Source organism: Proteiniphilum sp., assembly GCF_034331125.1.
GTDB classification, from domain to species: Bacteria; Bacteroidota; Bacteroidia; order Bacteroidales; family Dysgonomonadaceae; genus Proteiniphilum; species Proteiniphilum saccharofermentans.
On record NZ_JAXQGC010000004.1, the window covers coordinates 147,909 to 166,848 of the forward strand.

20 protein-coding genes are annotated in these 18,940 nt (G+C 41.8%); 7 read left to right on the plus strand and 13 right to left on the minus strand.

The genetic code is table 11. From position 1 onward, the window contains the following. Positions 1-89 precede the first annotated feature (89 nt). From U2P89_RS01085 to chrA, 3 genes are all read left to right on the plus strand, one after another. The gene (locus U2P89_RS01085; RefSeq protein WP_313382013.1) at positions 90-515 is read left to right on the plus strand and encodes an arsenate reductase ArsC; all 426 of its coding nucleotides are present in this window, start codon (positions 90-92) and stop codon (positions 513-515) included. Continuing rightward, complete coding sequence (gene arsB, locus U2P89_RS01090) at positions 508-1,554, plus strand: ACR3 family arsenite efflux transporter (protein ID WP_313382011.1); 1,047 nt, start codon at positions 508-510, stop codon at positions 1,552-1,554. The genes U2P89_RS01085 and arsB overlap by 8 nt, the downstream gene beginning before the upstream one ends. 71 nt (positions 1,555-1,625) lie before the next feature. Then, complete coding sequence (chrA, locus tag U2P89_RS01095) at positions 1,626-2,756, plus strand: chromate efflux transporter (RefSeq protein WP_322190372.1); 1,131 nt, start codon at positions 1,626-1,628, stop codon at positions 2,754-2,756. 58 nt (positions 2,757-2,814) lie between these two features. Here chrA and U2P89_RS01100 read toward each other — a convergent pair whose 3' ends face one another. From U2P89_RS01100 to U2P89_RS01135, 8 genes are all read right to left on the minus strand, one after another. Continuing rightward, positions 2,815-3,459 (minus strand): DUF6448 family protein, encoded by a 645-nt coding sequence (locus U2P89_RS01100; RefSeq protein ID WP_313382007.1) that lies wholly within the window; start codon positions 3,457-3,459, stop codon positions 2,815-2,817. A gap of 157 nt (positions 3,460-3,616) precedes the next feature. Continuing rightward, positions 3,617-4,765, minus strand: a complete 1,149-nt coding sequence (locus U2P89_RS01105) for a helix-turn-helix domain-containing protein (protein ID WP_313382004.1) — start codon at positions 4,763-4,765, stop codon at positions 3,617-3,619. Positions 4,766-4,806: 41 nt separating this feature from the next. Further along, positions 4,807-5,496, minus strand: a complete 690-nt coding sequence (locus tag U2P89_RS01110; RefSeq protein ID WP_313382002.1) for a VIT1/CCC1 transporter family protein — start codon at positions 5,494-5,496, stop codon at positions 4,807-4,809. 32 nt (positions 5,497-5,528) lie between these two features. After that, positions 5,529-6,662 (minus strand): efflux RND transporter periplasmic adaptor subunit, encoded by a 1,134-nt coding sequence (locus tag U2P89_RS01115; RefSeq protein ID WP_313382000.1) that lies wholly within the window; start codon positions 6,660-6,662, stop codon positions 5,529-5,531. Positions 6,663-6,665: 3 nt separating this feature from the next. Next, on the minus strand, positions 6,666-7,871 hold the full coding sequence (locus U2P89_RS01120) for a TolC family protein (RefSeq protein WP_313381998.1): 1,206 nt from the start codon (positions 7,869-7,871) through the stop codon (positions 6,666-6,668). Next, complete coding sequence (locus U2P89_RS01125) at positions 7,855-10,998, minus strand: CusA/CzcA family heavy metal efflux RND transporter (protein WP_322190373.1); 3,144 nt, start codon at positions 10,996-10,998, stop codon at positions 7,855-7,857. Before U2P89_RS01125 ends, U2P89_RS01120 begins: the two co-directional genes overlap by 17 nt. A 75-nt stretch (positions 10,999-11,073) precedes the next feature. Next, positions 11,074-12,459 carry a sensor histidine kinase gene (locus tag U2P89_RS01130; RefSeq protein ID WP_313381995.1) on the minus strand — a complete coding sequence of 462 codons (1,386 nt, stop codon included), beginning with the start codon at positions 12,457-12,459 and terminating at the stop codon, positions 11,074-11,076. A 2-nt stretch (positions 12,460-12,461) separates the two neighbouring features. Continuing rightward, positions 12,462-13,127 carry a response regulator transcription factor gene (locus U2P89_RS01135; protein ID WP_313381993.1) on the minus strand — a complete coding sequence of 222 codons (666 nt, stop codon included), beginning with the start codon at positions 13,125-13,127 and terminating at the stop codon, positions 12,462-12,464. Between the two features lie 460 nt (positions 13,128-13,587). Here U2P89_RS01135 and U2P89_RS01140 point away from each other — a divergent pair, with 460 nt between their 5' ends. Further along, positions 13,588-13,815 carry an RNA polymerase sigma factor gene (locus U2P89_RS01140; RefSeq protein WP_313381992.1) on the plus strand — a complete coding sequence of 76 codons (228 nt, stop codon included), beginning with the start codon at positions 13,588-13,590 and terminating at the stop codon, positions 13,813-13,815. Between the two features lie 15 nt (positions 13,816-13,830). Here the strand turns inward: U2P89_RS01140 and U2P89_RS01145 are convergent, their stop codons facing one another. From U2P89_RS01145 to U2P89_RS01160, 4 genes are all read right to left on the minus strand, one after another. Further along, on the minus strand, positions 13,831-14,337 hold the full coding sequence (locus U2P89_RS01145) for a hypothetical protein (protein WP_313381991.1): 507 nt from the start codon (positions 14,335-14,337) through the stop codon (positions 13,831-13,833). A 34-nt stretch (positions 14,338-14,371) separates the two neighbouring features. Further along, complete coding sequence (locus tag U2P89_RS01150; RefSeq protein ID WP_313381990.1) at positions 14,372-15,328, minus strand: relaxase/mobilization nuclease domain-containing protein; 957 nt, start codon at positions 15,326-15,328, stop codon at positions 14,372-14,374. Beyond that, positions 15,294-15,806 carry a plasmid mobilization protein gene (locus tag U2P89_RS01155; RefSeq protein WP_313381987.1) on the minus strand — a complete coding sequence of 171 codons (513 nt, stop codon included), beginning with the start codon at positions 15,804-15,806 and terminating at the stop codon, positions 15,294-15,296. Before U2P89_RS01155 ends, U2P89_RS01150 begins: the two co-directional genes overlap by 35 nt. Before the next feature lie 107 nt (positions 15,807-15,913). Beyond that, a complete protein-coding gene (locus U2P89_RS01160) occupies positions 15,914-16,465 on the minus strand; it encodes a DUF3408 domain-containing protein (protein WP_313381984.1) in 552 nt (183 codons plus the stop codon). Positions 16,466-16,931: 466 nt separating this feature from the next. Here U2P89_RS01160 and U2P89_RS01165 point away from each other — a divergent pair, with 466 nt between their 5' ends. The 3 genes from U2P89_RS01165 to U2P89_RS01175 are packed head-to-tail and all read left to right on the plus strand — an operon-like array spanning position 16,932 to position 17,881. Next, positions 16,932-17,264 carry a helix-turn-helix domain-containing protein gene (locus U2P89_RS01165; RefSeq protein WP_313381983.1) on the plus strand — a complete coding sequence of 111 codons (333 nt, stop codon included), beginning with the start codon at positions 16,932-16,934 and terminating at the stop codon, positions 17,262-17,264. Then, positions 17,261-17,557, plus strand: a complete 297-nt coding sequence (locus tag U2P89_RS01170; RefSeq protein WP_313381982.1) for a DUF3876 domain-containing protein — start codon at positions 17,261-17,263, stop codon at positions 17,555-17,557. Before U2P89_RS01165 ends, U2P89_RS01170 begins: the two co-directional genes overlap by 4 nt. A gap of 24 nt (positions 17,558-17,581) precedes the next feature. Further along, on the plus strand, positions 17,582-17,881 hold the full coding sequence (locus U2P89_RS01175; RefSeq protein WP_313381981.1) for a helix-turn-helix domain-containing protein: 300 nt from the start codon (positions 17,582-17,584) through the stop codon (positions 17,879-17,881). A 202-nt stretch (positions 17,882-18,083) separates the two neighbouring features. Here the strand turns inward: U2P89_RS01175 and U2P89_RS01180 are convergent, their stop codons facing one another. After that, a complete protein-coding gene (locus U2P89_RS01180) occupies positions 18,084-18,899 on the minus strand; it encodes a KilA-N domain-containing protein (protein ID WP_313381980.1) in 816 nt (271 codons plus the stop codon). Positions 18,900-18,940: the final 41 nt, after the last annotated feature.

Below are 18,940 nucleotides of genomic sequence, written 5' to 3' on the forward strand. Positions count from 1 at the left end.
AAGGTTTATTCCGGTATTTTTGTACAATAGTAATTCGCTGTTCTACGAAATACGAATTATGGGTATAGATACAACAAAAAATGACTGAAATGAAAATTTTGATCCTTTGTACGGGCAATAGCTGCCGCAGCCAAATGGCACACGGTTTTTTACAATCTTTCGACTCCAAACTATTCGTCTATTCCGCAGGAACAAAAGCAAGCGGACGGGTAAATCCCAAAGCAATAGAGGTCATGCAGGATGCAGGTGTGGATATTTCGCTGCATACATCCGATAGTATAGAAAAATATAGCGATGATGAATGGGATTATGTGATTACCGTTTGCGGTGGTGCAAATGAAAGCTGCCCGACATTCTCAGGAAAAGTAAAGAACCGCTTACATATCGGTTTTGATGATCCGTCCGAAGCAACAGGAACGCCCGAATTTATACAATCCGAATACATCAGGGTAAGGGATGAAATAAAACAAGCATTCTACGAACTGTATCAAAACAAGATAAAGGGTCATGAGTAAAAAGAGAATGAATTTCCTGGATAAAAACCTGACTCTTTGGATATTTCTTGCAATGGCTGTCGGTGTCGGATTGGGCTATTTTATCCCTTCTTTCAGCAGTTATATCGATTCCATGTCGAGCGGGACAACCAACATCCCTTTGGCAATCGGCCTTATCCTGATGATGTACCCGCCATTGGCAAAAGTAGATTATAAACAACTGCCAAACGTATTTTCCAACGTAAAAATAGTATCTATTTCGTTAATCCTGAATTGGATTATCGGCCCTGTATTAATGTTTCTACTAGCTATTCTCTTTTTACACGATTATCCCGAATATATGGCAGGTGTTATCCTGATAGGTCTTGCACGGTGTATTGCAATGGTGCTTGTTTGGAACGAGCTGTCAGAAGGTAATACCGAATACGGCGCAGGGCTTGTCGCCCTGAACAGTATCTTTCAGGTATTCTTTTACAGTTTTTATGCCTGGATATTCATCACAAAACTACCGCCATTATTCGGATTTGAAGAGGCAATCGTAGATATATCCATGGGCACGATCGCCCAAACGGTTGCCGTCTATCTGGGCATTCCTTTCCTGATGGGTATCCTTAGCCGTTTGATATTAGTAAAGGTAAAAGGCGAACAATGGTATAAAGAAATATTTATTCCTGCCATATCGCCCATTACCCTGATAGCATTATTATCTACCATTGTGTTAATGTTCAGTCTGAAAGGGGAAATAATCGTACAAATACCATTGGATGTGGTGCGCATTGCCATGCCGCTGTTGATCTATTTCGTGGTGATGTTCTTCCTTAGTTTCTTTGCAGGCAAATTAATGGGTGCATCCTATGATAAAAATGCTTCGATAGCATTTACTGCCACAGGCAACAACTTTGAACTGGCTATTGCGGTTGCCATAGGTGTATTTGGCTTACATAGCGGACAAGCCTTTGCCGGTGTCGTCGGTCCGCTTGTCGAAGTGCCGGTACTTATCCTGTTGGTACATGTTGCTTTTTGGCTAAGAAAAAAATATTATATCTGGGAATCGGATTAATTGCTTTCATTAGAGTTCCGTATTTTTTAGACAAACAAGATAGATTCGACTAAGGGATGAACGAAAAGGATATGAGTAAGGATTCCGATGTGAAGGAGCTTGCAAAATTATTCCTGCGACTGGGTTTTACCGCCTTTGGCGGTCCAGCGGCACATATCGCCATGATGCAACATGAAGTGGTAACCAAACGTAAGTGGTTAAACGAGCAAGAATTTCTGGATCTGCTGGGTGCTACGAATTTAATACCCGGTCCCAACAGTACTGAAATGGCTATCCATATCGGGTATGCACGCGCAGGATGGAGAGGACTGATCGTAGCGGGAGCATGCTTTATCCTCCCCGCAGTCTTTATTACCCTCGTTTTTGCCGTATTGTACAAGCAATACGGACAGCTCCCGGAGGTGCAACCGTTTATCTACGGAATAAAACCTGCGATTATAGCCATTATCCTTTCGGCAGTATATCCACTGGCAAAGAAATCGCTGAAAACACCGGAGTTGATACTGATCGGAATCATTGTGCTGATCCTTTCATTATTGAACATCAATGAAATCTACCTGATGTTCGGGGCAGGGCTGTTTGCGCTGTTGTCGGCCATGAAAAGGAACAGGAAAGCCGACAAATTGCCTGGGCTTCTCCCGCTTCCTCTTTTGCAGGTTACAAGCTCCGCCTTCCTGTCGGCAACCAATCTGAACCTGTTCCTCTCGTTTTTAAAAATCGGAGCTATATTGTACGGTAGCGGCTATGTGCTGATCGCATTTCTCGACACGGAGTTAGTCGCCACGGGTCTTTTGAGCAGGCAACAACTGGTTGACTCCATTTCCGTGGGGCAATTTACCCCGGGACCGGTTTTTTCTTCGGTTACCTTTATCGGCTACCAGATCAACGGTATTGGGGGTGCTGTTGTCTCTACGATTGGCATTTTTCTTCCCTCCTTTGTCTTTGTAGCCCTGCTCAATCCATTGATTAAGCGAATGCGGAGTTCGGTCGGTTTTTCCGCATTTCTGGATGCGGTCAATGTCGCATCGGTTGCTATCATTGTCTCGGTCTGTTTTACAATGGGTCAGGAAATAATCACGGATTGGAGGACAATCCTGATTGCTGTTTTAAGTCTTGGCTTCACTTTTAAGTTTAACAAAATAAACAGTGCGTTCGTTGTCATAGCAGGATCGTTAATTGGCTATTTATTAACGTTTTTTTAGATTAAGCGTTTCTTAATTAGAAACGCTTAAAGTTGAGGTTTGGGCGATATTCTTGCCTTTAATGTGCATGATGTCCTCCTCCATGCTCCAAAATATCGTGCAGCGCCTCTATCGAATGAGTGTAATCCACATACGCCGCTACATACTCCCTCCCTTTTTCTACCGATTGATCTTTCACTTTGTCCAACGCAACTACTTTCTCGTATTTCTTTCGGAGGCTGGTACCGATATGACTGTTCAATTTTTCGAGCAAACCATCAATATCTTCATTCTTTAAGGCGTTGTCACTTAATTGAACAATCTTCTTTGTGCTGCCCGCGGGCTTTAATCCTGTGAATGGAGCCCCTTCTGTCTTTCTGTGCAGGCGGACAAGAGTTTCCAGGAAATGTTTTTCCACAATGGCATACACTTCCTTGTCACCATTACGCAGACTATAGGTTTTTTTGAACAGAGAGGTAATTTCCCCTTCCTGCTTTTTATCGATCCACTTCAACACCAAATTGACATTGTTGGTCTCAAGAGCCTTTAGGGCATCCTTAACGGTAGGGCCGTCATAAGAGTCGCAATGTGCAAAAGCGGGAAGAGAACCGGCAGCCATAAATAATACGGTTAGCATAACCGATAGGATTGTGCGTACATTACGTTTTCCTATTTGTGAGTTTCCCGATCTTTTTACATCAGAATTTGTTTTTTTTGCTTTCATACTTTCAATTAAAAAATGATTATTACTAAAAATGATTTATGATGCAAAGATAGTGGGAGAAAAACAGTCTTACGCCCCAGTTTATAAGTTGGCACTTGTTTTCCGGAACAAATAGAACCTTTTCTGTAAAGTGGCACGTTGAATTTTTCAACTGATGTTACGCTTGCGACTTTTTATATTCGCTTGGCGTCAATCCGGTCGTTTTTTTAAAGATACGGTTAAACGCCGATTTGGAATTGAAACCGCACTCAAAAGCAATGCCCAACAGAGAAAAATTATCATAGGCAGGGTCGAGAAGTTTTTTCTTTATCTCCTCCACCCTGTAGCCGTTGATGAAATCAAAAAAGTTGTGTTCGAACTGTTCGTTAATGACGCGCGAAAGATGATGTGCCGGAATAGCCAATTCCGATGCAAGCAGAGGAAGTGTCAGGTCGGGATTGAGAAAAGGCTTCTCCTGCTCCATGTAACGATTGATTTTTTTAACATATCCGGCAATTTTCTTTTCGGATAGAAAAAGGCTACTGTATTTTTCTTTGGTCACAGTAGTATATTCCCGGAGCGAATGATGGTCAGGATACTCAACCGTAAAATGAACGAAAATCTCTTTTTGCTTCAATCCGTAATAACCTACAAGGATAATAAATGCTGAAAGAGAAAGGAGCAAACCATTAATGCAGAAGTGTATGGATGAATAATGAAAAATATGATGTGTAACAGCAATGATGATCAGGAATGTCCAAATAATCCCGAAAATGTATAAAAGTATTCTCAACCAATTAAGGTTAATTTTTTCGGCGGTAGAAAAATTATCCATATACTCGCGCTTGTGTTTTTGGACTCTTACAATGGAAAGGATAAAATACAGGGGACCTGATGCGGCGGTCATCAACAGTAAGAAAACGAAAAACAAGGGTGGCCGGATATGCGTACTTACGTGGTCTAAACGTATTCCGGCGGAATAACCGGGGAAGCGGGAAGCGATTAAAAGATACAGCACAAATATCAGAAACGGCAGAAAATGGAGAAAATCCTGCGTTACAAGTTTTCTTTTCCCCAATGTCAGCGCCGATGTGTATAGATAGAGGAAAGGACCATGCAGCAAAAATAACGACACGATAAAAGCGGGGAATTGTTTTATTCTGTCAAAAAACTCTAAGGATGAAAACAAGTATAATCCTGTAAATAACCCTAAATAAACCAGCCAATAAACTAAAATCCGGTCGTGCAATGTTTTGGGCTTTTTCCCGAGAAGCAATGCAACAAAGAAGAAAGCGCTGAAAGATGCGATTGAAAAAATGTAATTCATTCCAAAAATAAAGTACAAAAATAATACATATTAAATGATTTTCAGGAGATGGCAATTCCGAAAACATAGCCAACCAAGGCGGTGGCAAGCATGGCGGCAGTCCCCCAAAAACAGATTCTCAAAACCGCTTTTTTAATACTTGAGCCACCGGTTTTTGCGGAAACAGCACCAAGCAATGCTAAAAACAATAATGAGAAAAAATATTGGTAATAAATCATCTCTTTTACAGGGGCAAGCAAGGTGACGATAAAAGGCAATATAGCTCCAATGATGAATGCGAGAAAAGACGAAAATGCCGCTTGAAACGGTTTTGCTTCCATAATCTCGTTGATACCCAGTTCGTCTCTCGCATGCGCTGCCAAGGCATCGTGCTCCGTGAGTTTTGTCGCGACCTGTAAAGCCAATTCTTCGTCCAATCCTCTTTTTTGATAGATTTCTGCCAATTCATTCAGCTCTATTTCAGGCATTTCGTCGATCGCTTTTTGTTCTCGCAGCAAGTCCGATCTCTCTATGTCAGCCTGCGAACTTACCGATACATACTCGCCCGCTGCCATGGACATGGCACCGGCAATGGCTCCTGCCAAAGCAGCCAGAATAATAGCCTGGCGTGATTCGCTGGCTGCCGCCACCCCAATGATGATGCTCGAAGTGGATAATATACCGTCATTTGCGCCCAAGACGGCGGCCCGCAACCAATTGGATTTTGTAACAAAATGCTTTTCCAATTCCATAATTTAGCTGTTTTCTCGATTATACCATATTGTTACATCACATCATACACACCTTTGAAGAGTACCTTAGTGTCGGAATTGATCGTATTGTCAGGAATAACTTCCAACCAATCTCCGTGTCTTTCGCCTGTTTTGACCAAGACCTTTCGAAAAGTGTAAATGTCCTTTTTCTGCGATTCAAGAACTAATAAAAAATTGTTCCCCTCTTCTGTTGTAACAGCATCAAAAGGCACACTCAATGCATTTCGGGAAGCGGCAACAAGTTGTGCTTCTACAAACATGCCTGTCAATAATTTTTGCTTGGCTCCAGCATCTAAAGAGGCATAAACGTGGATAACACGATCACTTCCTTCGACAGATTTCCCTATTTGAGAAACTTGTGCCCCAAATTCCTCCGAACCTATTTGTGGAACAGTAAATTTTATATTCTGTCCATTTCTCAGATTGAATACATCTTTTTCGAAAACGGCCAATTCCAGATGCATTGCCTGTGTTTCCACTATTTCCATAATAACATCTGTTGGAGTGATTGCCATACCTATATTCGCATTGATAGCTGTAATATCTCCCGAAATGGGAGAATAAACAGTAATATAGGAAGAAAATGTCCCCTGCTCCACTTGGAGTGGGTTAATGCGCAGCATATTCAGTTTCTGGCGGAGGCTCTCATAGCTGGCTTTTGTGCGTTTGTAATCGCTCTCGGCTTCGAGGTATTTCTTTTGGGAAGATATTTTTTCATCAAAAAGGGTCTTTTGTCTTTCGTATTCCGATTTCAGATACCCCATTTGGCCTGCTATTTCCAGATAAGATTGTTGCAAGTCAATATATTCCGGACTTTCCAGGGTTAGTAACGGCTGACCTTTAGTTACCTTGTTACCTACCTGCAAAGAAACAGACTTAACATACCCACCGATAAATGAAGTCACTTTCGCTCTGCTTTTTGGCGGTACATCTATTCTGCCCGATGCTTTTACCGTATTGTCAAATTCCCTTTCCTGCAAAGCGCTAATCTCCATTTTCATGGAAGAGAACTGTTCCTGCGTAATCTCAACTAAAGAGGAATCCTCTTGTTCGGAATTATCTGTCTTCAAAGATTTACCCTCCCCTGTGCAGGAACTTAAAAAGCCAACGGTCAATACAAATAGTATATAAGAATATTTCTTCATTGCTTATTCGTTAAAGTTGAAATAATGTAACTCCAGATATGATTGATTATAAGAAAGGACGCTATCCAGATAATCAGATTCTATACTGATCGCATTCTCCAGGCTCTGAATGTACTGGAAAAAGTCTATTTCGCCATTCTTATAACTCATATCGGCGGTTTTGATAATTTCTTTTGACAGTATCTGTCCGTTCTCTGTGTAATAATTAATCATTTCCTTATGTTGGTTCAGTTCAGCCTGTTTTTGCATATAGAAACTTTCCATTTGTATCTCGCGGTCGCTGCGCATCGCTTCCCAGCTTTGTTGCTCCAACTTAGCTGTTTTCCTTTTTGACGTGTTTCCGCTAAAGAGTAACGGAATAGCCACTCCTATCTGAAAGCCGTTTTGCCTGTATCCCAAACCTCTGTTTGTTCCTGTAAATAACTCCATGCTCAAGTCGGGTAACCAGCTTTGATTTTGTAACTTCAATTGAGAAGAATAAGTTTTACTGATGGTCTCCATATAATTTTTTTGCAATGTTTTACCCGTAGCAGCGCCATCTATATGCAACATTTCCAGCTGATTGTCAGATACCTGAAAGTCTTCTTGGCTTTGCGCCAACGATTTCAGCTGTCCGTACAAAGCCTGTTTTTGATTTTTTAATTGGATTAAGGTTGTATGAATTTGTTTCGATTTGGCTTCTGCCGTAATTTTCTCCAGATAATTAGATTCACCTAACTCAAATTTACGGTTTCCTGCCTTTGAAAAAGCAGAATAGAGGCTATCGAGTTGGGTATATAGCACTTCTTTGTTTTGTGTATAAACAATCCGGTCGTAGACAAGAGATACGGCAAGCGCCAGTTTGTTTTTTTGAATTTCATACAGCACCTTATTTTGCTCCCACTGCGATTTGTATACCTTTTTCCGAGCGCCATAAACAGTAGGGAATGAAAATGTCTGTTCAATGCCAAACACCCTTAAGGCCTTGTCGTTGGGCGCAACATTATTTTCATCGTATCCATAATAAACAGTCGTTTTATCAAAATCAAAAGCTGTTCCGATATTTGCTTTAGAAGCCTTGGTCTGCAAATAATACGAACTTAATTCTTTATTATTGGCAAATGCCGTCTCGATCAACTTATTCAATTCAGGGTTAATGTTTTGCGAATAAATACTCGAACTGTATATAAGTAGAATGGTAAATACTATATTTTTAAACCTTTTCTTCATCTTTCGTCAGGTTTTTATCAAACATTTTGAACAAAGCAGGAAGCACCACCATTGTAAGTAGGGTTGCAGTAAATAATCCTCCGATAACTACCGTTGCCAAAGGACGTTGTACCTCTGCGCCCGCCGATGAAGAGATGGCCATCGGCAAAAATCCGAGTGCTGCTGCGGCAGCAGTAAGCGTTACAGGACGAAGCCTATCGGTAGTCCCTTTCAGAATCAGTTCATCTACATTTCTCATTCCTTTGTTTTTCAATTTTTTGAGATGCTCCACCAGCACAATACCATTCAGTACGGCAATACCAAACAAAGCGATAAAACCTACTCCCGCCGAAATACTGAAAGGCATCCCTCTCAACCAAAGAAGTAATATTCCGCCTACAGCCGAAAGAGGGATGGCTGTAAAGACCAGCAAGGTTTCCCTCACCGAACCAAAGGCAAAATACAAGAAGATAAATATGAGGCATAGAGCTATAGGAACGGCTATCATCAGACGGTCTTTCGCATTCTGTAAGTTTTCGAACTGTCCCCCGTAAGTAATATAATATCCGGGAGGCAGGTTGATTGTTTCATTTATGATGGCCGAAACATCTTTCACCACACTTTCCATATCCCTGCTCCTTACATTTACACCTATCACCACACGGCGTTTGGTGTCGTCTCGCGATATCTTGGCAGGCCCTTCGGTATATTCCACCCTAGCCAATTCACGCAGGGGGATCTGCCCACCATCGGGAAGCGGGACATACAGATTCCGCAAATCATCGATGTCATTCCGAAGATTCTCCTCCAGGCGGATCACCAGATCGAAGCGGCGTTCCCCTTCAAACACATTCCCTACGGTGGTTCCGGCAAAAGACAGGGCTACAATATCGTTGATGTCCGAGATATTCAGTCCATACTGGGCAATACGGGTACGGTTGTAATCGACAGTCATTTGCGGGAGTCCGTCAATCTTTTCCACAATAATATCGGCCGCTCCTTCCACATGTGCGATTGCCTGCCTTATCTGTTCTGCCTTTTCGGCCAAAACACTCAGGTCTTCACCAAAAACCTTGATGGCCACGTCGGAGCGCGTACCCGAAATGAGCTCGTTAAAACGCATCTCGATGGGTTGTGTAAATTCAATTTCCATGTTGGGGATAGTAGTCTCCAGAGCTTCTTTTATCTTATCCGCCAATTCATCTTTTGAACTTGCCGATACCCATTCACTTTTGGGTTTCACTTTCACGATAATATCGCTTTCCTCCATCGACATGGGATCGGTAGGTACTTCGGCTGCACCGATCCGGCTGACGATTTGCTCCACTTCTGGAAATTTATCCAGAATTGTTTTCTCTATCAATGTAGTGGTCTCTATCGTCTTTGTCAGTGAAGTCCCCGTTTTCAGCACAGGCTGAATAACAAAATCTCCTTCATCCAGTTGAGGGATAAATTCGCCCCCCATGCGGGAGAATATCACAACGGACAGAATCAGTAATCCGGTTGCTCCTGCCAAAGTCTTTTTTGTGTTCTTCAATGCCCATGTAATAACAGGCGAATAACATTTTGTTAATATGCGCATCAAATGGGCAGTGATACTGTTTGTTTTCTGTGCCTGAGGTTTTATCAGCAGAGAGGAGGCCACAGGGACATAGGTCAAACAAAGCAGCATGGCACCAATGAGAGCGAAACTGAATGTGAGAGCCATTGGGCGGAACATTTTACCTTCCACACCTGATAATGACAGGATGGGAATAAATACAATGAGGATTATTAATTGCCCGAAGATGGCCGAATTCATCATGGTGGATGAGCTGCCCAGTGTTATTCTGTCTGTTTCCTTTTTTCTCTCAGACAGAGGTAAATTGCTAAGTTTGGAAGCATTTGCCGTGATCTGAGCTGAGACGAACTCCACAATAATAATCGCACCATCTATAATAATACCAAAATCAATTGCTCCCAAGCTCATCAGATTGGCATCTATTCCGAATATCCTCATCAGGGAAATGGCAAACAGGAGCGAAAGAGGTATTACAGATGCAACAACCAGCCCTGAACGAAAACTCCCGAGTAAAAGTACCACAACGAATATCACAATCAGACATCCTAAAATAAGATTTTCGGTAATGGTAAATGTCGTTTTGGCAACGAGTTCACTACGTTCCAGAAAGGCATTGATATACACGCCTTCAGGCAGTGATTGCTGCACTTCCTCTACACGTTCTTTCACGGCATTGATGGTTTGCTTGGAGTCAGCTCCCTTGAGCATCATTATCTGGCCAAGAACTTTTTCTCCTTCCCCGTTCCCTGTAATTGCGCCAAAACGATTGGCGCTTCCGAAACGAACCGTTGCTATATCTTTTACCAGAACAGGGATTCCATCCACATTCTTGACAACAATATTTTGTATATCTTCGATCGAACTTATCTTTCCTTCCCCACGAATAAAATAGCTCTGATTGACTTTCTCAATATAGGCTCCTCCCGCTATACTGTTATTTTTTTCTAAGGCTGTTACTAAATCTCCCGTTGTTATGGACATGGCTTTCAATCGGGATGGGTTAACAGCGACTTCGTATTGCTTCAGGTAGCCTCCCCATGTATTGATCTCAACGACTCCCGGGATACCCGATAATTGACGTTTGACTATCCAGTCCTGTATGGTACGCAAATCCGATACTGAATATCTGTCTTTGTATCCGGGCTTTACATCAAGTATATATTGATAGATCTCACCTAAGCCTGTCGATATGGGACCCATTTCAGGAGATCCGAAACCTTCTGGGATAATTTCAGATGCTGTTTTTATTTTTTCGGCTATTAGCTGCCGGGGAAGATAGGTTCCCATATCTTCGTCAAAAACAATGGTAACCACAGACAACCCAAATTTAGAAATAGAGCGGATCTCCTGTACTCCCGGTAGATTGGCCATCTCCATTTCTATTGGATAAGTAATAAATTGTTCAATATCCTCAGTAGAAAGATGGGTGGATGTGGTAATAATCTGTACTTGATTGTTTGTTATATCTGGAACTGCACCAATAGGGATATGGAACACAGAATAAATCCCATACGCAAATATGGCCGATGTGAACAGCAATACAATGAGTTTGCGATTGAGGCTGAACCGTATAATCTTTTCTAACATTTACCTTCCTTTTACCTGGTTTTCTGATTACAGGCAAAAGTAGAGATTTGTTAAAACAGTTTGCTTAAGATTTGCTTAAGATTGAGGAATTTGAAGTTTTATTATAGTGCCTGAACTCAGTTTGCTTACTACCTCTATATGGATATTAAGAAATAAACAGAATCTTTTTACGATAGGCAAGCCCAATCCGAAGCCCTTAATATCGGAATGCTCTGTAGATCGGTAAAATTTATCGAAAATCTTTTCTAAATCCTCTTGAGAAATACCTATACCATTATCTTTTATTTCACAATGTATGACAGAATCAGATTTGAATAAATCGATGTTTACCTCTCCATTCTGATAAGAATATTTGATAGCATTGGATAAAAGGTTGCTAATGATCGTTGAGAATAGATAAGTGTCGGTCTTGAAAAGAATATCCTCGGATGAAAAATTTGTTTTTACCCTTATACTCTTCTCTTCGATGTTTCTTGACAGATATTTTAGGCTCTCTTCAATCAGCGCTTTTGCTGAGACGACTTCTAGATTAAGTGACTGCTTCTGATTTTCGAAACGGGTAAGGATGAGCAGTTCATCTACCAAATGGTTTAAACGATCGATTTCTTTGACACAGTATCTTACTTTTTCTTCGTATTCTTCCTGTTGGCGGGGTTTTCGTATCAACACTTCAAGAGTTCCCTTCAATATAGCCAATGGAGTCCGGAATTCATGCGAAGCATAAGAGGTAAAAGACTTTTCGCGTTCTATTGTTTTTTCTATCCTATCAAGAAGTTGATTGATAGTATCCGAAAGAATATACAGTTCGTCTTTATTGTTAGGTAATGGGATACGTTCAGTAAGATTATCACGTGAGATATTATTCGATGTATCAATAATGTCATTGATAGGTTTAATACTTCTTCCTGCAATAAAACGTGCAACAAAGAACAATATAATAAGAATGACAGGGAAGGTAATGAATAGGATATGCCGTAAAGTTTCTAAAACCACTTCTGAACCTTCGCGTGCAACTGCCACCAAAAGATGACCTACGCGCTTTCCGTTCTCATCCAAAATGGGAACCTGTACCTGCCTTATCCTTTTTTCGGCAAGTTCACCATTGTAAAATACATTATCTCTTTGATTGGGATCGTAAAGCAAGTGGCTGTCTTTCAGGTTGGGGGATTTATCAATCAGATTCCCCTCTATGTCCAAAAATTCAATGAATACAGGATCGACACCGACTGTATTATGCTCACGCTCCATCCACTCCTTATGTCTTTTTAGAGCTATTGTTCCGTTTTTCACTTCCACTTCCTGAGAGTGACGGTCGACTTCTTGTTGCAGATCTTCATTCAAATGGTCGGACACACTGAACTCTACTACCAGATAGATAGTAAAAAATACGCAACCAATCAACAATGCTGTTGTGATGATGTAGTTCAGTGCAATTCTGTTCCTGAAAGATAGATTGTTCATATTCAGTCGTTAGCTATATATCCCACTCCCCGAATGGTTTTGATGTATCCATTATCTTTATCCAGATTAAGCTTCTTGCGAATAGCATTAATAAAAACATCAATTACACCTGTATCGTACTCAAAGTTAATCCCCCAGACTTTTTCTATAATTTCGTCTCTTTTACAGACACGTCCTTTATTTCTGATTAAAAACTCGAGCAACTCAAACTCACGTTGGGTAAGAGCAACATCAAGTGAGTCTACATTTACTTCGTATGTCCTTAAATGAAGAAAAATATTACCCAAAGTAAGAGTGTCCGGTTCCGTCTTGTTACGGAAATGAATCTTTATACGTTCTAATAATTCCTCAAAACTGAAAGGCTTTTTGATATAGTCGTTTGCTCCACTTTGTAATCCCTCAATCGTCTCTTGCAGAGTGTCTTTTGCTGTCAAAAATAGTATAGGCGTTTCCGAATCTTTTTCTCTGATAGCTTTGCACACGTCTATTCCGTTCATTTTAGGAAGCATCCAGTCCAGAAGGATAAGATCGGGCTTCTGCGATTGAAAAAGCCCTATCCCTTGTTTCCCATCAACGGCAATAGAGGTACTATAACCTTCTTCTTCCAGTCCCTGTTTTAGAAAGTTATAGATTCCTGATTCGTCTTCTATGATCAGAATGTGTCGCATAATATGTGCAAAGATAGGATAAATAGTTTCACCCTCTTATTTGCAGTCTTGATATATTGGAGAAATCAAAGATTCTTTAGTAAGTCTATGAAATAAGTGATAAATGGGCAAAAGTTTATTCTTGTTTCACAAAAGCATTAAAAAGCATCATTTGATACTGATTGTGCCATAATTATTATGAATTTAGTTTGTAGTTTTTTAGAGCCTTAATCCCTTTCATTTCTTCTTTTTCCTCCTTCGTTCTTCGGCTTGTAATCGCTGACGTTCCGCTTGGTCGGAATCGTAATCCGTTGCTGATGGTTGAATGCCTATACGACGCGGTATCCCATATCTGCCATTCCTGCTACGAGATTTCCCGAAAGACTATTTGTTGTATCTTTGGTCTTTTCTGGAATAGATATTGCAGTTGTAGGAGTTGGAATCGGTGATTAATGGCATATTGAAAGATTTTCCTGATAAGATGGGAGAAATTTTCATGATGCTCCACCGGGATGGGTATACCGTCAGGGAAACGGCCGAAATACTGAATATGAATGAAAGGACGGTCAAATACAAATCGAAACAGGCCGTCGCCGCCCTGAAGAAAATGATGGAAAAAGAGGGTATGGATGCCAGGTCGTTCAAAGTGATCAGGGATGTTTCTTCCTCTGTCCTATACATTGTATTTATAGCGGACAAGTTGATTTAGAAGGATTTATTTCTTCTATTCCGGCTTTTGCCTCTCAATAACGATACCTTGCCTGTGATGTTCCTCTATCAGTAACGCATAGTCGTTCTGCTGTTTCATGCAAAACAAGGTGAGTAAAAATACCAGCAAGCCAAGTATGGTTATCACGAAAGAAGTTTTTCTGACTTTGAACATTTTAAAATTAAAGCAGGATTTTTCATTTCCTTCCTGTGATTCAACATATATTTTTAACCGGTCTTCAGTCTCCCGGATGTGCTTTGAAACCAGAAGGATATTCTTATTGAGCAGCTGAATATTCTCCCTGTTGGCTCCGAAATTACTGTCGTTATGTTTGCCAAGCAAAGCGGTTTGTTGCCTTATTTCCGTAATTATAGCGTCTTTCGCCCCTTCAAAACCAGACATGTTTTCGTCTTTTTCCCCTGCTATATCCTGTGATTTCTGCATTACAGCAAGCCCGTCCAGTTTCTTTTCCATTTCCGAGAGCTTTTCCCATAAAGCGTCGTTCGATACCGATTGTACCATATTTCTTTTGTTTTTAAGCCGTTAATAATTCATTTTAGTGTCTTAACCCCTTGCGTTTTTTCTTCTTTTTCTTCCGGGTTAACGCCTGTTGACGCAATGCTTCCGCTTCATCCGGATCGTAACCCGAAGGCTGGAAATCCAGCAGCCCGCTTAAACCCGATACGGTTCCGGCTACACCTGTTGCAATCGTTTCCGCAAGGGTATTTCCTGTTGTCTTCGCCGGTGGAGCTTGTTGTACCTGTTGCTCCTGCGGTGTTTGACGGTGGCTGTTTCCTCCCAAAATTGCATCCAGTCTGGAATAACTGAACTGCCGGTCGATGTCCGAGCCTTTGAAACAGTGTTCCCCTTTCCGGAATGAGATACCCTGCACTTCATCTGTTTGTCCTTTATATTTATAGTTTATGGATATTCCTTGTTTACCCAATAGGGATTCAAACTGTTGCCAATTCTTAGCTTTGGGCAGTATATTGTTCACAGCATGATAAATTTCATATTTGGTTTGCTCCGCTCCTTTTAAGTGTTGGATGTTGACTTTATCTTTTCCTGTTCCGTAAGTCAGGTTATACCTGTCTTTTAGTTGTTTGCATACTTTCTCGTTCCGGTAACGGTCGTTCTTGTCGGAGATAGTCTTGCCATCGTTATCCACCCGGTTAAATACGATATGGCAATGGGGATGGTTTGTATTGTTATGCCGGACAATAATGTATTGGGTATTTTCTATCCCCATTGCTTTCATATACTCTTTGGCTAATCGTTCCATGAATTGATCTGTCAACCGTTCTTTATCATCGGGCGAGAATGCCAACGGGATATGCCCGACACATTTCGATAACTTGGGATTGAGCAGGCTTTGCATGTGAAAACTATTGATGATGGATTTTACGTCCGTCTCCAATACACCTTCGCTTGCCAGGATTTTCGCATTTTTATCTCCTAAAACATACGAAATACATCCCTTAAAACTTCTTCCTTTTACTATTTTTCCAATCATCCGACAGCTTGTTTATGATATCCTGTATGCTTTCCAATAGGGGTAATGCCTGGTTTTCGAGCCGTTTTTCACTTAAAAACTTCGCTATTTTTGTGAGCTGGTTCAGGTTATTGCCCATATTGGAAAGGCTTCTTAATACGTCCAGTTCCTCTTTTTTTAGCGGTTCTTTGATTATCCCGTCCAGGACGGCATCATGACAATAGATACTTAGCGGAAGATTGGCCTGTTTTGCCCGGTGCCGGATGGCATAGAGTTCCGGCTCGGAAAAGCAGACCCCGATGGTCTTGCTTTTGCGATGAACGGGACTCTTCTTCGGGCGTCCGCCTTTCTTCCTGTTATCATTATTATCCTGATTCAATTTTTCGATTGTCGGTTTACTGATAAAATCGATAATAATAGGGTCTATGACCCCGACCCAAAACTGTGACCAACGGGAGCGGTTTTCCCTTTGGCGGTAAGCCAAAGCGAGGGTTTCCATGCAATGGAAACATAACCTCGCTACGCTCCACGAACATTTATGTTCCGCTCAAAAGCTAAGTCGTAGATACTGAACGGACTTACCATACAATGGACAGAAGCTACACTTTATAGCTTCTTCCACATTTCCACATCATCCCGGTAGATTTCCAGATGATGGCGGGCAAGGTTCTCGATAAAGCCCGATACACTCATTCGGCGTCCTCCCAGTTTGCGGGCTATCTCGTCCAACTGATCCCGCACCTCCCGGCTGATAAATACAGGCTTGCGGTCTTCGAGCTTTGGAACGGTAAGAAACGCCTGCCGGTATTCCTCCAGTGATTCTTTCCGTTGTTTACTGCTGATCCGTCTGGATGCAGTTTGTACAGATTGCTCCTGTGATTCAGTCTTTACGGTATCTTTTCTATTTTCAGTTGCAACAGTCAGTACAGCATCCACACTGCCAATGGTGTCCGCATTATTGATATTGGCGGTATTGTTTGTCGTATCGACACTCACAACGGAAGGTTCTTCAATAATATCTTCCCGGAGAAATTCCCGGATGATTTTACTCTTGTTCCCATCGGTTGGACTCTTGCCTTTGCCCTTCCCGTCATCAGGTAACCAATCCTGTACAGATTGTTTCTTAGTTTGACTTTCGCCGGTTTGTTTACTATCCATATAATACTGTATTAAAAAAGTGAATATTCCGGTTCCTGTTGATACAGGAACCCGCTTGTCGGTTGCAAATAAACAACTATTAGTCAGGATAGTACATTAACCGGGTTTACATGGATGATTCTGTATTGTCTTGCTACTGTAAAGATTGAATGAACGGTGCAGACTGCACCGATTCGCTTATCGGGATATACTGTGCTACCGGAGTGATGTCTGCTAAAAAACCGCTCCCATTTCAGAAAACCGGAGGGAAATATCGAAAGTAAAAACCTGCTTTTTTAGATTTAAAACAGCACCCGAAATAAGAAATCTGTCCTTTACCCCTACCAAACCGGTGCCACAAGCTGCCACCTGGTTATCAATCCATTGTGGTGTGGTTTATTCTGTTTTACTTCGTGGCGGAAAGGTGCAGTTTGCACCGGAAAGGAAGTCCTGACTTACATTAAGAATAACATAAAAATATCAAGTAATGGAAACAAAGTTCGGCGTATGCCAAATAGTAAATATTGATGCACAGACATTCGAGCAGATGCTCTCGAAGTTTGAACGTTTTGCTGAACGTATGGAACAGCTTTGCCGCCTCCATGGCGACAAAGATTCAAATGAATGGCTCGACAACCAGGATGTATGCCTGCTGTTGAACATCTCGCCCCGGACGTTACAGACACTCCGGGATAACGGCACACTCGCCTTTAGCCGTATCAACCACAAGATCTACTATAAAGCCCAGGATGTAGAAAAGATCGTCCCGGTGGTGGAAGACAAACGCAAACAGGCCAAATATAAAGGCAAACGGATATGAATACAAAAGGAGATCCCATAAACAATGGCTTTCCTGCCCGATTACAGGGCGGCTGGGAAAGCGTGGACGGCAATCCCGACATCTATATCTTCCGGGATTACGACGGCAACTATTCCCTGCTTGCCTACAGTTATGACACCGAATGCAGGCGGGGAGGTTTCTCCTGCCATGCGGTAGAACCGGACGAAGACAGTTATTATATCCGTATGGGAATAAAACGCTGCCGGTTGACGGAAGAAAAATCGCCTTACGGACTGCATATTGCGGGCTGGGGCAGTTATATGAAGAATTAAAAAACGATATAAAATTTTGAGTTTATGAGCAATCAGTTAATTACACCGGAAAACAACGAAAGGGTCAAGTCCTTTTTCCTTTCACTGGATCGCCTTTCTACCTTGATGGAACGCCTGTTTGCATCCCGCAAACCGACACTCGGTGGAGAGGGTTTCTACACGGACGAAGAATTGTCGAAAAAACTAAAGATCAGTCGGCGGAGTTTACAAGACTATCGCAATGAAGGGCGTATCCCCTATATCAAATTAGGTGGCAAAATACTCTACCGGGCTTCGGATATCGGCAAATTGCTGGAAGAAGGATACAAGGAGAGTTTCAGGTAATGGCGTGGGCTGACAGCCATTTACCGGGAAAGTTATCCCCGGACAACCGGTTATTCTGCGCATCTTCCGCCCTCCAAAACGGGCTGGGAAGCCATGAGCGGAAATAACCGTAGGCAGGACGGGAGATAACTTTTGCGCATTAAAAAACCGGCAGGATTTCAATAGCGAATAGCCTGCCTCTTGTTATAGAATACGATTTGTTTTATTTCAGCAATTTACGGTTCTCAACTTCCTGCAATACACGCATCTGCTGGATAGCTATTTGGTTAAGCTTTTGCAGTCGTTCCCTTTGGGGTATTTTTTCATTAATCAGCACGGCATTGATATTTTCCATGTTCGACAGGCATATCAGCTCGTTGATCGTAGCGTAATCACGGATATTGCCTTTCAGGTCGGGGTTGGCTTCGCGCCATTGTTTTGCCGTTATCCCGAAAAGAGCCATGTTCAGCACATCGGCTTCACTGGCATACACGATTGAAATTTGCTGTGGGGTAAGTTCAGCCGGGATCAGGTTGTGTTTCACGGCATCGGTATGGATATGGTAGTTGATTTTCGAGAGTTCCCGTTTGGCTGACCAACCGATTTGTTGCTGCTCCTGTTCTTTGAGGCGTTGGAACTCGGTAATCAAATACAATTTGAATTCGGTATTAACCCATGAGGCAAACTCGAAAGCTATATCCCTATGTGCGTATGTTCCGCCATTAGCTCCATTTTTAGTAACAATTCCAGTTGCGTTCGTCAATTCAACCCAACGTGTCGGACTCATCGTAAATGCGTTTGTACCTGCTTCGTACATAAGGGGGTCGAATTCGACCCCCTTGAAAGTCGGATTGTTCAACTTTTCCCATAACCCCAGGAACATCAGGGTGTTTTTACTCCGCATCCAGTTTTTAACTACATCCTTTGGTTCTATAGGATTGCGTATTTTCGCAATATCGGTAATAGATATGTAATCTGTATTATTGATATGCAGCATTTTAACTTTTGTCCCTTGCACATCTAAATCTTTTTTTGCCATAATCTTATTCTGTTTTTAATTGTGCCGGATTCGGCACAATC